This is a genomic window from Ochrobactrum sp. MYb379, assembly GCF_037479515.1.
GTDB lineage: Bacteria > Pseudomonadota > Alphaproteobacteria > Rhizobiales > Rhizobiaceae > Brucella.
Genome location: NZ_JBBGYW010000001.1, coordinates 595675 through 612503 on the forward strand (window position 1 = coordinate 595675; position 16829 = coordinate 612503).

Genomic DNA, 16829 nt, shown 5'->3' on the forward strand with positions numbered 1-16829 from the left:
ATTTAGTCATGACCGTAACTGTTCGTTTTGCACCGTCGCCGACGGGCTATATTCATATTGGCAATACACGCACTGCGCTTTCAAACTGGCTTTTTGCCAAGAAGAATGGCGGCAATTTTATTCTGCGTTATGACGATACAGATGTTGAGCGTTCGAAGCAGGAATATGCTGACGCCATCGCAGTTGATCTGGCTTGGCTCGGTGTTACGCCTGACCGCATCGAATATCAGTCAAAGCGCTTTGAGGTTTATGCCAAGGCGGTTGAAAAGCTTAAACAGGCTGGTCTTCTCTATGCCTGCTATGAAACAGCAGAGGATCTGGAGCGCCGTCGCCGCTTGCGCTTAGCGCGTAAGCTTCCGCCGGTTTATGGCCGTGAAGCATTAAAGCTAACCGACGAAGAGAAAGCGGCCTTTGAAGCAGAAGGCCGCAAGCCGCATTGGCGTTTTCTTCTGCCGAATTTTGAAAGCGATCCTTTCAACACCACACGCACTGAAGTGCATTGGGATGATCTGGTGCGTGGTCCACAGACGGTTGATCTGGCTTCGATGTCGGATCCGGTTCTGGTGCGTGAAGACGGAACGTATCTTTACACGCTGCCATCGGTTGTCGACGATATTGATCTCGGCATCACCCATATCATTCGCGGCGACGATCACGTCACCAATTCGGGTGTGCAGATTGCCATCTTTAAAGCGCTTGGCGCAGAGCCACCAGTCTTCGGCCATCACAACCTGCTGACCACGGTTTCGGGTGAGGGACTTTCCAAGCGCTCCGGTGCTTTGTCCATCGGTTCTCTGCGTGATGCCGGTTATGAACCAATGTCGGTAGCGTCACTGGCGATCCTGATTGGAACTTCGGAATCCGTTTCCGCGGCAACAGATATGGATGCTCTCGCAGAGCGCTTTGATCTGGCTGCAATTTCAAAGTCATCGGCAAAGTTCGATCCGGCAGAACTTGATACGCTCAACCGTACACTGCTGCATGAAATGCCATTTGATAAGGCAAAAGATCGTCTCGAAATATTGGGTATTTCGGGTGAAAAGGCAGAGCATTTCTGGATGACTGTGCGCGGGAATCTCGAACGCTTCAATGATGCGGCTCATTGGTGGCAGATCATCACCGGGAACTTGCCCGAAAAGCCTGAACTATCTGAAGAAGATCAGGCCTTTGTGAAGGACGCTTTCAAGTTGCTTCCCGCAGAGCCATGGGACAAACAGACCTGGAAGGTCTGGACCGACGCCGTGAAGGCAGCAACGGGACGCAAGGGCAAGACACTATTCATGCCCCTGCGCCTTGCACTTACTGGGCAGCTTCACGGTCCGGAGCTTGCGGACCTACTGGTTTTGATTGGTCTTCAAGGAACGAAGAACCGACAACTCTGACCTTTGAGCTTTGCGAATAATCACGCTCTACCGGCGTCGTCGTTGCAGACTGCGAAGCTGCCGCCGATGGAGTGCTTGAGGCTGGAGTGCTTGATGCCGGACTAATTGACGCTGGACTGCGATAATCAGTCTGTTTCAATGGCTCGTGTGAAATCGATGTATAAGTTGGCTTCGGCATCTCTTGATAGCCCGGAACCACAACGTCCTCTACCGGATGCGTAACAACGTAGGTTGCCGGTTCACCGCTGTTCTTCGCCGACTTGTTAACGGCCGCTTTTTTAGGGGCTGTCTTTTGCTGCTTTCGGACTGGTATCCATGTTGCAGTATAAGCCTGAACAAATTTCCCAGTATGTGATTTACCAGCAATTGTTGCATTTAGCTCCGCAAGCTGAAGTTCCAGAATTTTAATATCTGACTTGAGTTTATCTGCTCTGCTCTTAATTCGAATGCAGGCGGCTGAGTTGATTCCGCTCAAGCAGCTTTGCCTGGACATCTGAGTCTGTGTCCGCGCTAACTGAGATTTTGTTTGCTCCAGCTTAGCCTTAGTCGTTTTAACATTACTTGCTAATCTAACCTTTTCAGCCGGCGTACATTGCTGCGCCGGTTGGATAGTCGTACATCCTGAAATAAGCACAGAAGCTGTTAAAAGAATTGATGGAGTTATAAAACGCGTCAAATATCGGTTTGAGATTTTCATAGAACAAGCCCGTCCTGATTGTTCGTATGGCTGAATGTGCTCCTTTTAAGTAAAAAAAACATAAACGCCAAGTATTATTTGTATACTTGGCGTTTATGGATTTATCTATTTTTGCTTTTTGATTTTATTATTAATCACTTTTTCTTGATATTATCGCCAGTGCGCTGAAGTGCTTCAACTACAGCGAGTGCGGTCATATTGACTACACCTCGGGAAGTAACCGATGGCGTCAAGATATGAGCAGGGCGCGCAGCACCAAGTAGAATTGGGCCAACATGCAATGCGTCCGTTACCGTCTTTACGACATTGAGTGTGATGTTTGCCGCATCAAGATTAGGGAAAACCAATAGGTTAGCTTCACCCTTCAGTCGCGAATTCGGGAACACACGATCACGCAATGCCTGCGAGAGTGCGGAATCGCCATGCATTTCGCCATCTGATTCAAGTTCCGGCGCTTTTTCAGCAAGGATCGCGGCGGCACGACGCATTTTCTCGGCACTTGCCGATTCCTTTGAACCAAAGTTTGAATGCGAAACCAGCGCAGCCTTAGGCTCAATACCAAAGCGGCGGATTTCTTTCGCGGCCAGAATTGCCATTTCAGCAATTTCTTCTGCTTCAGGTTCCACAGTCACGTAAGTATCGGTCAGGAACAATGCGCCACGCTGTGAGATCAAAAGGCTCAATGCCGAATAATCACTGATGCCCGGCAGCTTACCAATGATCTGCTTTACAACGCGGGTATGGCGCTCAAAACGGCCTTCAAGGCCACAGATCATCGCATCTGCCTCATCACGCATCACAGCAAGCGCAGCAATTGCAGTCGAGTTCGTACGAACGATTGTACGCGCCGCTTCTGGTGTCACACCCTGACGGCCTGTGTAAGACAGATAGAGATCAACATAGTCACGGTAACGCGGATCGTCTTCCGGGTTAATGAGGTCGAAATCTGTGCCCGCACGGATTTTAAGACCATAGCGATTTAGGCGTGCTTCAATAACACTTGGACGACCGACGAGAATAGGCGAAGCAATGCCTTCTTCAATGACAACCTGAGCAGCGCGCAATACGCGTTCATCTTCACCATCGGCATAGATCACGCGCATTGGTTTGCTCTGCGCACGTGCTGCGGCGAAGACCGGCTTCATAATGAGGCCGGAACGGAAGACGAAACGTGTGAGACGGTCTGTGTAAGCTTCCCAATCCTCAATCGGACGTGTCGCAACACCGCTATCCATTGCAGCTTGTGCAACGGCAGGTGCGATGCGCAGGATGAGGCGCTGATCGAATGGAGATGGAATGATGTAGTTCGGGCCGAATGTTGGTGTATCGCCGGAATAGGCGCGGGCCGCAACATCTGAAGGCTCTTCACGGGCAAGTGCTGCAATAGCGCGCACCGCGGCTAGCTTCATTTCCTCGTTGATAGCCGTTGCGCCAACATCAAGTGCACCACGGAAAATATAGGGGAAGCAGAGAACGTTATTTACCTGGTTCGGATAGTCAGAACGGCCGGTGCAGATCATGGCATCGGAACGCGCTTCGCGTGCAGCTTCCGGCATGATCTCCGGGTTTGGATTGGCGAGCGCCATAATGAGAGGATTTTCGGCCATCTGCTTAAGCAATTCAGGCTTAAGAACACCTGCAGCTGAAAGACCAAGAAACACATCTGCGCCGCCAATAACATCGGCCAGTACACGTGCGTCTGTTTTCTGCGCGTAAACGTCCTTCCAGCGGTCCATAAGCACCGGACGACCTTCATAGACCACGCCTTCAAGATCGCAGACGAAAATATTTTCGCGCTTAGCGCCAAGTTTAACGAGCAGATTTAGGCATGCGAGAGCCGCAGCACCCGCGCCAGATGTTACAATCTTGGCGCTCGTAATATCTTTTCCTGCCAGTTCCAGACCATTCAGGACGGCTGCAGCAACAATAATCGCGGTTCCATGCTGATCGTCATGGAACACCGGAATATTCATCTTGGCGCGAAGCTGCTCTTCCACTTCAAAACATTCAGGCGCTTTAATATCTTCGAGATTGATGCCGCCAAAAGTTGGCTCAAGCGCAGAAACCACATCGACCATACGGTCGATTTCCAGCGCGTCGATTTCAATATCGAAAACGTCAATGTCGGCGAATTTCTTGAAAAGAACAGCCTTACCTTCCATCACCGGCTTGGATGCAAGCGCGCCGATATTACCGAGGCCGAGAACCGCAGTACCGTTTGAAACAACGGCTACCAGATTACCACGCGCCGTATATTCGGCAGCGGTGGATGGATCTTCATGGATTGCAAGGCAGGGTGCTGCAACGCCCGGCGAATAAGCAAGCGCAAGATCGCGCTGATTGCCGAGTGGCTTGGTCGCTTGAATCTCAAGCTTTCCCGGCTTGGGATAACGATGGAAGAACAGGGCCGCTTCGTCAAAATCCGAACGCGTGGAAGTGGAGGGGGTCTTTTTCTTTGTCATTATCGCATCGCTTTCCGGTTCATACGCGCGGCTGAAGGGGGAACCACACAATGACGCTTATTTGCGCCTGTTGAGCCAATATCGTTCTTATCTCAAACTATCAAATCACTACAGGCATGATTTCGAGAAGCAGTTATTCCGCAATCGCAGGGTTTCTCAGCAAACCAGCCTATTATTTCATCAGACATGCCACCAGCGGACACCTGCAATCAACCAGATTCTGGTTGACGCGCCGAAATGTCCACCGCTCTGGTAGCTCATTTGCATCACAACTTTCAATTCACAATGCCCGTCATATGTCTGTGACATGAATCGGGTTTTGTCTGCTCAGTTTCGGGTTGCCAGATGGAAGGACAACCACATGAGCGAAGAACAGATCGAACCAAAGAAATATCGCACATTGTTTATTTCAGACGTGCATCTTGGTTCGAAAGCAGCTCAGGCCGAATTGCTTTTGGATTTTCTGCGTACTCACGAAGCCGAAACCATTTATCTGGTTGGCGATATTGTCGATGGCTGGCGTCTGCGCCGGAACTGGCATTGGCCGCAGGAACATAATGATGTTGTTCAGAAGCTTTTGCGCAAAAGTCGCAAAGGTACTTCAATCATCTACATCGCGGGCAACCATGATGAATTTCTGAGAAATTTCCAGGGTACGCATTTTGGCGGCATCGAAGTGATGAACCGCGCGATTCACGAAACGGCAGATGGCCGCAAATTTCTCGTCATTCACGGTGATCAGTTCGATGTAGTAGTACGTAATGCGCGCTTCATCGCCTATCTTGGTGATTGGGCTTATGACACGGCGATCTGGATTAACACGGTCATGAGCCGTGTGCGCGCAAAGTTTGGATTGCGTTATTGGTCATTTTCCGCTTGGGCAAAGTTTCGCGTTAAGAAGGCCGTTAACTTCATCGGAAATTTTGAAGACGTCGTATCCGAAGAAGCTCAACGCATTGGCGTTGATGGTGTGATTTGCGGCCATATTCATCATGCAACTATCAGTAAAATGAATGGTGTTGAATATATAAACACTGGCGACTGGGTGGAAAGCTGCACAGCCGTTGTTGAGCATTTTGATGGTCGTATGGAACTGATTGAATGGACGGATCGTCTGGGACAACGACCTCAGCTTCCTGCAGCTGGCGACAATGGCAAGATAATACGGCTCCCCAGAGTGGCACGTAAAGTGATGAACGGCAGCTAATGAAGAAACTCGTCATCGTTACCGATGCCTGGCATCCGCAAGTCAACGGCGTTGTGAGAACACTGGCCAAGTGCTGCGAACTGATGACTGAACGTGGCTACGAAGTTATCGTTATCTCACCACAGGATTATCGCTCTTTTCCATGCCCGACCTATCCTGAAATCAGGCTGGCAATGACAACGCCATCTGCATTTCAGCGAAAGTTGATTGATTTACAGCCTGATTATGTTCATATCGCCACTGAAGGTCCGTTGGGTTTTATGGCGCGGCGTGCGTGTATGAAAATGGGCTGGAGCTTTACCACCAGCTTTCATACCCGCTTTGCGGAATATGTCAGGGATCGTTTTCCAATTCCGCTAAGCTGGACATATTCGTTTTTACGCAAATTCCACAATGCCGCATCGCATACGCTCGTCCCAACACAGTCTATTCTCACCGACTTGCATTCGCGTGGGTTTACGGGACTTGAGTTATGGACGCGGGGCGTGGATCGTCGCTTATTTCATTCGCGAAGCGATGTGAGGAAAGATTTGCCGCAGCCCGTATTCATTTGCGTGGGGCGTGTGGCAACCGAGAAAAACCTGCCGGCTTTTCTGGAATTGGATTTGCCCGGAACGAAACTCATCGTCGGAGATGGTCCAGCACTTCATGATCTGAAGAATCGGTTTCCCGACGCCGTTTTCATTGGCAAGAAAGAAGGCGACGCACTGGCTCAAGCCTATGCATCAGCCGATGTATTTGTGTTTCCAAGCAGAACCGACACTTTTGGTCTGGTTCTGCTTGAAGCGATTTCATCGGGTTTACCTGTTGCCGCTTTTCCAGTTCCGGGATCGTCCGACGTTGTCGGTGCGACCGGTGCTGGTGTTCTCTCAGAAGATCTTCGCGCCGCTTGTCTGGCAGCGCTTGAAATGCCTGCATTCGATCCTGCGGAGGTGTTAAAACCTTTCACATGGGACGCCTGTGCAGATATTTTCGAGAATGTCCTTGCGGCAACAAACAGTGTCAAACAACGATCGGGCCACTTACATAATCAGCCCCAGAGCGTTGCCTCCGGCGGATAAACAAGCGCGCCGTAATATCGCAGACCTGGAACTCGATCCTGTGCAAGAAGCAACGGCCCGTCAAGATCGACAACATCGGCCTTCTGCGCGAGCAGAACCGCCGGTGCCATTCCAAGCGACGTGCCGACCATGCAACCAACCATAACCTGCAAGCCTAGCGATATGGCCTTCTCACGCATGATCAACCCTTCGGTCAGTCCGCCAGCCTTGTCGAGCTTGATGTTGACCGCATCATAACGGGTCGCCAACTCTTCCAGTCCAACGGATGTATGCACACTCTCATCTGCGCAGATAATCACTGGTCGATCTATGCGGCTTAGAATTTCGTCTTTATCCGCAGGCAAAGGCTGTTCTATCAAAACTACGCCAGCTTTAGCTGCCGCAGCCATATTTTCTTCGATGTTATCGTCAGTCCAGCCTTCATTGGCATCAATGATTATTCGGCTGTTTGGAGCAGCATTTGTAACGGCATGAATGCGCTCAATATCATTGTCGCCGCCCATTTTGACTTTAATCAAAGGATAGTGAGCAACTCTTGCGGTCGATTCCGCCATTTCTTCAGGTGTGCCAAGCGATACGGTGATCGCCGTTTCAAGAGGCTGGGGCTGGGTTCCAAGAATATCTGCGACGCTCTTGCCTGACAGCTTTGCTTCCAAATCCCAGAAAGCACAATCAACTGCATTTCTTGCTGCGCCTGCGAGCATGTGCGTTTGAATAGCAAGACGATCCGCACCGCTTTCTATCGCGCTCCGGACCGCTTCAATCTGTTCACTAACGCTCTCGATTGATTCTCCATATCGTGCATAAGGAACACATTCACCGCGTCCCAATTTTCCATTGCGGCTAATTTCACAAACTATGACCAAAGCTTCGGTCTTTGAGCCGCGAGAGATTGTGAATTTTCCGGCAATGGGATAGCGTTCTTGGATGATTTTCAAACTATTGTGCATGGATATGCCCTTTAGGACGCAGTATTTCGGTCGTGAACCGACTCGTATAAGAGGTTAGGCCATGTTGACCGACACTGCCGACAAAGCAAGTGCTGCTTCTGATGTCGCGCCAAAGATTGATTTGGCCGAGCATGATGGCGCACGCCTCGTAAATCTTAGCGGACGCTGGGTTTCGCAAACTATTGGTATTGTCGACAAGAAGATGCGTGAGCTGGAAAATGTTGGCGGCTCGCATTCAATTATTATCGATGCAACGAATGTTGCGGGACTTGATACAGCTGGCGCTTGGTTGATTGAACGCCTGCGCCAGAGGCTGGTTTCTCAGAATATCGATGTTCATCTGGAAGGCGTCAGACCTGCGTGGCTGCCGCTCGTTGAAGAAGTCGGCAATTCGGTTGAGCGTACCCTAGATGTAAAGCCAGCGAAAAAGCCATTTTTTCTCATCAAAATGCTGGACTCTATCGGACGAGGCGTCGCCTCGGTTTACGAAGACTTCCTGATGGCGATGCACATTTTGGGGGCAACCATTCGCGGCGCGCAGCTTAAAGCCGGGCGCGGCAGTGGCATCCCATTTCCGGCGATTGTAAAGCAGATTGATCGGATGGGTGTCGGTGCAATCCCGATCATCGTCCTCATGTCCACGATTGTTGGTGCAATCATTGCACAGCAGGGCGCTTTTCAGTTGCGCTATTTCGGTGCGGAAATATTTGTCGTCGATCTGGTTGGTATTCTCGTCCTGCGTGAGTTGGGCGTGCTCCTGACTGCGATTATGATCGCCGGTCGTTCGGGCAGTGCGATCACAGCTGAAATAGGCTCGATGAAGATGCGGGAGGAAACCGACGCACTCACAGTAATCGGGCTTAATCCTGTGGGCGTCCTTGTCTTTCCAAGGCTTGTCGCCTTGGTGGTGATTCTGCCTCTTCTGACGATTATCGCTGATTTGTCGGCATTGGTGGGTGCAGCCGCAGTTACTTACTTTTACTCAAATATTTCGCCGGAAGCTTTCATCAGTCGCTTGCATGATGCCGTTGCACTCAACACCTATTTCGCGGGTTTGATCAAAGCTCCGTTCATGGCACTCATCATCGGCATACTTGCTTCTGTTGAAGGAATGAAAGTCGGCGGAAGTGCAGAATCACTGGGTAGCCGCGTGACAGCTTCGGTCGTTAAATCGATCTTCGTTGTCATTGTCGTAGACGGCATGTTTGCGATGTTCTATGCCGCAATTGACTTCTAACCTTTTAGTTTTGCAACTTTATGGGGTCTTTCGGACACAATAAGGGATAAAACTGAAGAAAGCCGTTTCTCGCGGTTCAGTCTCGCAATAAGCTCGGATAAAGAATATTCATGGAGACGAGTATAGATAATCAGCCGGATTTGCAGGACGTTGGCAACAACGATCAGCCTGTACCGATCATTTCGGTGCGGGATGTTACCGTTGGTTTTGGCGGTCGCGCACCTGTGCTCGATAATCTTTCACTCGATATTTACAAAGGCGAGGTTCTCGGCTTTATCGGGCCATCTGGCTCAGGTAAATCCGTGCTGACCCGAACCATTTTGGGCTTGAATAAAAAGCAGGCAGGACAGATTGAGATATTAGGAAATAATATCGATAAGCTGACCGATGTTGAGAAAATGGCTATAGACATGCGTATGGGCGTGCTGTTTCAGCACGGCGCTTTGTTCTCAGCTCTTAGCGTCCTTGAGAACATCCAGGTTCCTATGCGTGAATATCTGGATCTTCCGCCTAAACTCATGGATGAGCTGGCACGCCTTAAAATCGATCTGGTTGGTCTCAGCCCTGATGCGGCTGAAAAGTTCCCATCTGAGTTATCAGGCGGCATGATTAAGCGTGCAGCATTGGCGCGAGCGCTGGCTCTCGATCCCGACATCGTGTTTCTGGATGAGCCTACATCTGGACTTGATCCAATCGGTGCTGCCGACTTTGATGAGTTGATTGCCAATCTTCGCGATACAATGGGCCTCACGGTCTTTATGGTAACGCATGATCTCGATAGTCTTTTTGCAATTTGCGACCGCATTGCCGTACTCGGTAATAAAAAAATCCTGGTGAGCGGTTCCATTGAAGACATGCTGACTGTAGATGATCCATGGGTTAAATCCTATTTTCGAGGAAAGCGCGCTCGTCAGATTGACACTTCCGCGCCGAGCAGACGTCGGCCTAACAGCCAAATGCAGACGGGATAAGATATGGAAACGAAGGCCAATTACGTTGTGGTGGGAGTTTTCACGCTGATCGTCAGCCTGCTGGCTTTCGGTTTCGTGTATTGGATTGCGCGTTACGGCGAGGCACGGGATTCCGTTGGTCTCGACGTTCGTATACCGGGTTCTGTGACCGGCCTGGGCATCGGCAGTCAGGTTCTCTTCAACGGTATCAAGGTCGGTGACGTTCGTCGTTTGCATTTGGATGAATCCAATCCAAGCATGGTTATTGTACAGACGCGCGTAAATGCGACGACGCCGATTACACGCTCGACAAAGGCTTCACTTGGCTTTCAGGGATTGACTGGTCAGGCCTATATTGAACTGAACGGCGGTAGTCTCGAAGAGCCTAATCTGCTTACTGAAGCAGCCAAAGAAGATACGATTGCTCGTATTGATGCTGATCCTTCATCGATCAACAATCTGCTTGCAACAGCACAGGACATTTTTGGTCGCGCAAATTCGGTGCTGGGTGAACTCGAAGGCTTTGCTAAAGAAGCACGTGGCCCTCTGATCGATACGATCAACAATACAAAGACCTTCACAGACGCATTGGCTAAGAATGCAGACGTTATTGATGAATTGGGTTCCAACGCAGGCAACATCAATCAGATTGTGTCGGAAGCAAAGCAGATGATGGAGCGTTTGAACTCTGCGTCTGCACGTGTTGAAAACGTTATTGCTAAGGCAGACCAGTTGCTTTCCAGTGACGACAAGGATGGTCTTGTTGCACAGGCTAAGTCCACACTTGAATCGATCCGTCAGTTATCGAACAATCTCGACAAGCGGATCACGCCGATTGCCAGCAATCTTGAGCGCTTCTCCGGTTCAGGTCTGAGCGATGTTCAGGCATTGATCGGCGACAGCCGTCGCGCTGTACAGCGCGTAGAGCAGGCGATTACAGAACTAGAACGTAACCCACAGCGTTTGATCTTTGGTGGTTCCGGCAGTGTACCGCAGTATAACGGAAGGGCGCGTCATTAATGTCCATTACAGGTTCCATCGTGACAAAATCCCATCGTAAGCTGATCGTTCCGCTTCTTTTGACAACAATGCTTGCCGGTTGCGGAACTACGACGCCACTCGACACATTCAGCCTGTCAGCGCCACAACAGGTGCAAGGCACATCGGTTAGCCGTAAGAACCTCCAGATCCTCGTGCCATCACCCAATGCGCTGAAGGCACTGGATAGCGAGAATATCGTCGTCAACACTGCGCCCGGCACGATTGAATACCTCAAAGGTGCACAATGGGGCGACAGACTGCCCAATCTCGTTCAGTCTCGTCTTGTGCAGGCCTATGAAAACGCTGGCGTATTCGGTGGCGTAGGCCGTCCAGGTGATGGTCTGGCAATCAACTACCAGATCCTGAGCGATCTGCGGGTATTCAGCATTCAAGCCTATGGCTCTCAGCGTGCAGCGGTCGTAGAGATCGCTGTTAGGCTGATGAACGACAAGAATGGCGAAGTTCGTGCCACACGCGTTTTCCGCGCCTCTACGCCGGTTCATGGCACCACAAACAACGAATATGTGCGCGCGTTGGACAAGGCGTTTGATCAGGTCGCAAGCGAAATTGTCAGCTGGACAATCTCTTCGCTCTGATCCTCCGAAACACTAAAATATTCAAGGCAGCCGGTAAAACGAGCTGCCTTTTTTGTTGGCCTGACTTTTTAAATATCAGCTTGGCCGTGGGGTTGGCATAAAGTTGATGCTAAAACCCCTAGCCATCATTAAAATGAACATAAAAAAACGCAGCCTTTTGGCTGCGTTTTTCAGATTTATGCTCGCTTTGATTAGCGAAGGCGTCCACTTGCGTGAGCAAGCATGGTGTAAACTTTGCCGGTATCTGAAGTCAGGTAAGTCTGTGTCACCATGTTGTCGCGGTCGTTACGTGCAACGTCTTCAAGAAGGCGCTGGAAGTCGTCCATGTAGCGATCAACAGCGCGGCGGAACTCACCATCGGTCTGATACTTACGCTTGATGTCATCGAACGTTTGCTGACCCTTGAGGGTATAAAGACGACGGGTGAAGACATTGCGCTCACCGCGGCGGTAACGATCCCACAATTCAACCGATGCTTCATGATCAATTGCGCGTGTGATGTCCACCGAGAGCGAGTTGAGAGATTCAACAACGTGGCTTGGCGAACGTGGCGTCTGTGTTGGCTGTGCCTGCGCTGGCGCAGCAATATCATCCTCAACCGATGCACGAGCCAGAAGGTCAGAAACCCAGCCGCGTGGCTTTTCAGAAGACTGTACTGGCTGTGTAACCTTTGGAGCTTCAACCGGACGGCTGCGAACTGCGACGTCTGCCTGCTGCGCTCGCGGTGCTGCTACAGGTGCTTGAACCGGAGCAGGCGCTGCACGCTGTGTCTGCACTGGACGCGAAACCGGACGGTCTGCACGACTTTCGCCGACATCAACTAGACGGCCTGACTTATTGACGATTTCAGCCAGTTCTTTCAGAGCATTGATTTGTTCGCCAACTGCCTTGCGCATCGCGCTCGTCGTTTCCTTGGCTTCCGCTGGCATATCAAGAACGCCGCGCTTGAGTTCGCCACGAGTGGTGTCGAGTTCACTGCGAATTTCCGTTGCTGTACGACGAATATCGTCGGTAGCAGCAGAGAACTTCTGCGAAGCCTGTTCAACGATCTCAGTAACGCTTTCGCGCATCTTCTCAGCCGAACTGCGTGTCTGGCCTTCAGCGCGCTGGAAGGCAGAAGCCACAACAGTTTCAAACGACTGCATCAGCTTTTCGATGCCTTCCGACTTTTCAACCAGCCCCGAGGCCAGCTTGTCGAGCGCCAGATGACGATCTTCAAGCGTACCAGCAAGACCGTTTTGTGCCGAGTTAATCATATCGGAAGCGGTCGAGAGAACCTTTCCATGATCTTCAAAGCGCTCGGCAATATCTGCAATCTGCGACAATGTTCCGTCGGAGAGTGCACGCAGCGTGCCAATATTTGTGTCAATGAGACCAGTCGATGCCTGGAACATCTGTGCAGCACGGTTTGCATTCTCAACAAAGCTGCTTGTCGTTTCAACAAGACGGCCATCAATGCTGTTGAGGTTGTTTGCAGCCGCATCGATCAGCTTGCCAAGTTCGCCATTCGACGCCGAGAGGCGTTCAATCAGCTCACTGACATTTTCCGAAAGACCGGATTTTGCCTGCTGAACCGCAGCAATGGTTTCAGCTGTACGGTTAGCCAGCGCGTTGACGAGAGCAGCATTTTCCGCACGCAGACGATCGGTTGCTGCATGGGTTGCCTGTTCAAGCTGTTCTGCCAGTCCGCGACCGCTATCAGCCAGACGCTGTACCAAAGGTTCCGCAGTATCGTTGAGGATCTGCGTGATCTCCTGCGAACGAGCGGAGAGAACTGCGTTGAGTTCACGGGTGCGTTCTTCAAGCGTAACAGCAGTTGTATCCGTCACCTGAGCGATACGTGCTTCAACAGAACCGAGTTCCATCGTGATACGCGAACCAATGTCTCCAAGGCGTGTCGCAATAGCATCTGCACGCTCGGTAAGACGTGCTTCGGTTCCCGACAGATTTTCTGTAACGCTTGTTGAGAAGGCTTCGCTATGGCCAGCCAGCGTTTCACTGGTTTTGGTTGCAGTATCAGCGATACGCGCTTCAATTGCCGAAAGTTCACCGGTGAGGCGGCTTTCAATGGCTTCGAGGCCACCAGCAATTGCGCTTGCACGTTCGTTAAGGCGCGCTTCTGTACCTGCGAGATTATCGGCAACGCTCGACGAGAAGGCTTCGCTGTGGCCAGCCAGCGTTTCACTGGTCTTGCTTGCAGTATCAGCAATACGGGCTTCAATCGCTGAAAGTTCGCCGGTGAGTCGGCTTTCAATGGCTTCAAGGCCACCAGCAATCGTGCTTGCGCGCTCATTCAGGCGAGCTTCCGTGCCTGCCAAGTTTTCGGCAACGCTTGCAGCAAAAGCTTCACCATGACCGGCCAGCGTCTCGCTGGTTTTGGCAGCGGTGTCCGCAATGCTGTATTCAATCTCAGACATACGCGATGCAATAGCATTGGCGCGTTCGCTGAGACGTTCTTCCGTAGCCGCAAGATTGGTGCTGAGATCAGCGCTGAAGCTCTGACCAAATCCATCAAGCGACTGACCAGCTTTTGCAGCTTCTGCGGAGAGAATGCTTGCTGCTTCTGTGATCTTGTCACGCAGCGAACCAGCAACTGTACCCGCACTCTGTTCAAGAGCACGGCGAACATTGTCGACGCCAATGGTAAGCGCCTTTTCCATCGTTTGGGTGCGTTCTTCGATAATACCGGTCTGGCCTTCAAAGGCACGGCTGATGCTATCGCTGCTGGTTTCAATCGCATTGTGCAGATTGGCTGTACGCTGCGAAAGAATATCGCCGTGATCCTGTAGCGTCTGGCTCAGCGAAGCTGTGCTTTCGGTCAGTGTTTCACGAATTGCAGCCGTGCGACCTTCAATAGTCTGTTCATGACCGTCAAGAATGTTGGCAAGGGCACTGTTGTGATCGTTTAGGACAGAACGAAGGCCGCTTGTGCGTTCTTCAACACGCTGCACGTGATCGGTAAATGTCGCCTCGAATGCGTCGCGGCTGGCGCCAATCGTTTCGCTGATTGCATGCGAACGCTCGTCAAACACACGAGCCAGTTCCTGCTGATTTCCAGCAATAAGTGCCTCGAGCGATGCAACACGTTCATCGAAAGTGCGTGCCAGAACTTCACGATTTTCATTGAAGTTATCGCGCAGAGCAGTGGTGCGTTCATCCATCAGCTGAGCAAGCATAGTCTGATTGCCGGCAATCACACCGCTAAGTGAAGCGGCGCGTTCATCCAGCGAACGGGCATGATCAGCAAATGTCGCATCAAGACGCGAAGCGTTGTTTGCCATTTCTTCCTGAAGAACACTCGTTCTGTCAGCAAGAATAGCGGCATGATGTTCGGCAGCCGAATTGAGGGCAGAAGCGCTGTTGTTGATGGCGCTTTCGATGTCGTTGGTGCGGGCAGCAAGCGTGTCGGCATGGCCGCGAATAACAGCGGAAACGCGTTCAGTTTCACCTTCAAGCGACGCAGCCAGAACATCACGGCTTTCTGAAAGCTTGCCGGCAAATGCTGTGGCATTTTCATTGAGAACATTGCCAACGCTAACACTGATCGAGGTCAGATCATCGCTGATCTTGGTCTTTGTCTCGTCAATCATCGTGCTCAGTGCATTGCGGCCACCTGAGAAGGTTTCAGCAATTTCACGGGTACGCGCAATGAGGTTCTCATTGATCTGACGCGAGCGGGTTTCAAGAGCCGCGTTAAGCTTCTCTGTGCTGCTATCCAACGCATGCGCGCGGTTTTCAAACTCGCTGAGCAGGGAACGGCCACGCTCATTGAGCGTTGTGTCGAGCTGTGTGAGACGAGCATCAAACTCGCTGACCATCGACTGCGTTGCGCCGCCGAGCAGCGTTGCAATACCTGCAGTACGCTCATCAAGCGCCGAACTAACGCGTTCTGAAATCTCACGTGACTGCTGGTCGAGTGTCGTAATCCGAGAATCGAGCTGGCTCGAGAAAGCTTCGCCCGAGGTCGTGATGCGGGTGGCAATATCGCCGGTACGCGTTTCGATCGCGTCAGCAATTGCACCGCCGCTATTATTGATGCTGCTGATCAGGCGCTCACCAGAATCGCCCAAAAGCGAGCTAAGCTGCTCAGATGCAGATGCAACATTATCACGTATGATATTGGCAGCGCTCGACAATTCTTCCTTAAGCTGCTCATGCGCGCCTGTAATGGAAGAGCGTACGCGCTCCGCATGGCTGACCACGGCTTCGCGTTCATTACCAAGATCGCTCACGAGCGAACGAATACGAACTTCGTTATCGGTGTAAGCGCGCTCAAGCTGATTGACCTCAGACTGGACAAGCGTTTCGAGCTCAACAGCGCGAGCAAGCGTACGTTCAATGCCTTCATTCATCGCAGCAACTTCGCGACGAACTGCCTGGCTAAGCGTTGATACGCGATCACCGGCTGCTGCTTCAGGCTGCAATAGCTTGAGTGCTGCTTCCGACATGCTGCGTGCAGCAACATGCATTTCTTGTGCGCGTTTTACGATGTGCGCAAAGCCCCAGAACATCGCGACTGGAAGAGCAACACCAGCCATCACGCCAATACCTGCAGGAGAGGTAAAGAAATTCGTGGTTGCCTGAAGGCTTGAAAACACATCAGGGCTGATTGCCTTGCTGATCGCAACGCCACCGGCAGCCCAAAGGACACTCATGGCGGTTGTCGTCCAGTAAAGCTTAGAAGAGCGTTCCGTTATACGGCGAGGCGCGGCAGTGATTGTACGGCTGCTGCGGGAATCGTCATTGGCCGGTGTAAGAGCTGCAGCAGGCGTGGCAGCAACAACAGGCGCAGGCGAAGCGGTGGGCTTTGGCGCTGCTTCTTGAGTAGCAGGCTTTGCCTTGTTGGCTGGCTTGGGCGCAACATTGGCAGCTTCTGGCTTGGCAGACGGGAAGGCAGCATTCACAACTGGCGGCATAGGCGGCGCGGCAGGGCTTGCAATGACGGAAACGGTAGCAATCGTTTCAGCCTTCGCAGTTCCTTCAGTGGTAATGTCTACAGGAGAGACAGTCGCGGCTTCGACCACTTTCGTGTTCTGCTCAGCAACCAGTTCTTCGGCTGCGCGCGAAATCTGTTCTTCGAGGTCATCGACCGAAAATTCTTCGTCAAGTGCACTCAGATCCATATCGATGTCAAAGTCGTCACCGAATTCGATATCGAGTGCATGTTCAAGTGCTTGTTCAACCTCATGGTCGAGCTTTTGCGCCTTGGATTTAGAAGCCATAGCCTTGCCTACCTCGTACTCTTT

General features: G+C 51.4%; 10 protein-coding genes and 1 pseudogene. 7 read left to right on the plus strand and 4 right to left on the minus strand.

Features of this window, described 5'->3' with window-relative positions:
* Positions 1 to 8 precede the first annotated feature (8 nt).
* Complete coding sequence (gltX, locus tag WH356_RS03075) at positions 9 to 1382, plus strand: glutamate--tRNA ligase (protein ID WP_339508739.1); 1374 nt, start codon at positions 9 to 11, stop codon at positions 1380 to 1382.
* Here the strand turns inward: gltX and WH356_RS03080 are convergent.
* On the minus strand, positions 1300 to 2079 hold the full coding sequence (locus WH356_RS03080) for a hypothetical protein (protein ID WP_339508740.1): 780 nt from the start codon (positions 2077 to 2079) through the stop codon (positions 1300 to 1302). The two genes, gltX and WH356_RS03080, sit on opposite strands and share 83 nt — an antisense overlap.
* A gap of 134 nt (positions 2080 to 2213) precedes the next feature.
* A complete protein-coding gene (locus WH356_RS03085; protein ID WP_339508741.1) occupies positions 2214 to 4541 on the minus strand; it encodes an NADP-dependent malic enzyme in 2328 nt (775 codons plus the stop codon).
* 361 nt (positions 4542 to 4902) lie between these two features.
* On the opposite strand from WH356_RS03085, the gene WH356_RS03090 reads away from it, so the two are divergent.
* Positions 4903 to 5748, plus strand: a complete 846-nt coding sequence (locus WH356_RS03090) for a UDP-2,3-diacylglucosamine diphosphatase (RefSeq protein WP_339508742.1) — start codon at positions 4903 to 4905, stop codon at positions 5746 to 5748.
* Positions 5748 to 6809 (plus strand): glycosyltransferase family 4 protein, encoded by a 1062-nt coding sequence (locus WH356_RS03095; protein ID WP_339508743.1) that lies wholly within the window; start codon positions 5748 to 5750, stop codon positions 6807 to 6809. The genes WH356_RS03090 and WH356_RS03095 overlap by 1 nt, the downstream gene beginning before the upstream one ends.
* Here WH356_RS03095 and dgcA read toward each other — a convergent pair.
* Entirely contained in the window at positions 6779 to 7759 is a 981-nt protein-coding gene (gene dgcA / locus WH356_RS03100) for an N-acetyl-D-Glu racemase DgcA (RefSeq protein WP_339508744.1), read from the minus strand. The two genes, WH356_RS03095 and dgcA, sit on opposite strands and share 31 nt — an antisense overlap.
* A gap of 61 nt (positions 7760 to 7820) precedes the next feature.
* Between dgcA and WH356_RS03105 the strand changes: the two genes are divergently transcribed.
* The 4 genes from WH356_RS03105 to WH356_RS03120 all read left to right on the plus strand — a co-directional run bounded on the left by WH356_RS03105 (position 7821) and on the right by WH356_RS03120 (position 11583).
* Entirely contained in the window at positions 7821 to 8996 is a 1176-nt protein-coding gene (locus WH356_RS03105) for an ABC transporter permease (RefSeq protein ID WP_339508745.1), read from the plus strand.
* Positions 8997 to 9106: 110 nt separating this feature from the next.
* Positions 9107 to 9967 (plus strand): ABC transporter ATP-binding protein, encoded by an 861-nt coding sequence (locus WH356_RS03110; RefSeq protein ID WP_339508746.1) that lies wholly within the window; start codon positions 9107 to 9109, stop codon positions 9965 to 9967.
* Positions 9968 to 9970: 3 nt separating this feature from the next.
* Positions 9971 to 10966, plus strand: a complete 996-nt coding sequence (locus WH356_RS03115; RefSeq protein WP_339508747.1) for an MlaD family protein — start codon at positions 9971 to 9973, stop codon at positions 10964 to 10966.
* On the plus strand, positions 10966 to 11583 hold the full coding sequence (locus tag WH356_RS03120; protein WP_339508748.1) for an ABC-type transport auxiliary lipoprotein family protein: 618 nt from the start codon (positions 10966 to 10968) through the stop codon (positions 11581 to 11583). Before WH356_RS03115 ends, WH356_RS03120 begins: the two co-directional genes overlap by 1 nt.
* A 191-nt stretch (positions 11584 to 11774) precedes the next feature.
* On the opposite strand, the pseudogene WH356_RS03125 reads toward WH356_RS03120, so the two are convergent.
* A pseudogene (locus tag WH356_RS03125) lies at positions 11775 to 16340 on the minus strand (kinesin); the annotation flags it as partial.
* Positions 16341 to 16829: the final 489 nt, after the last annotated feature.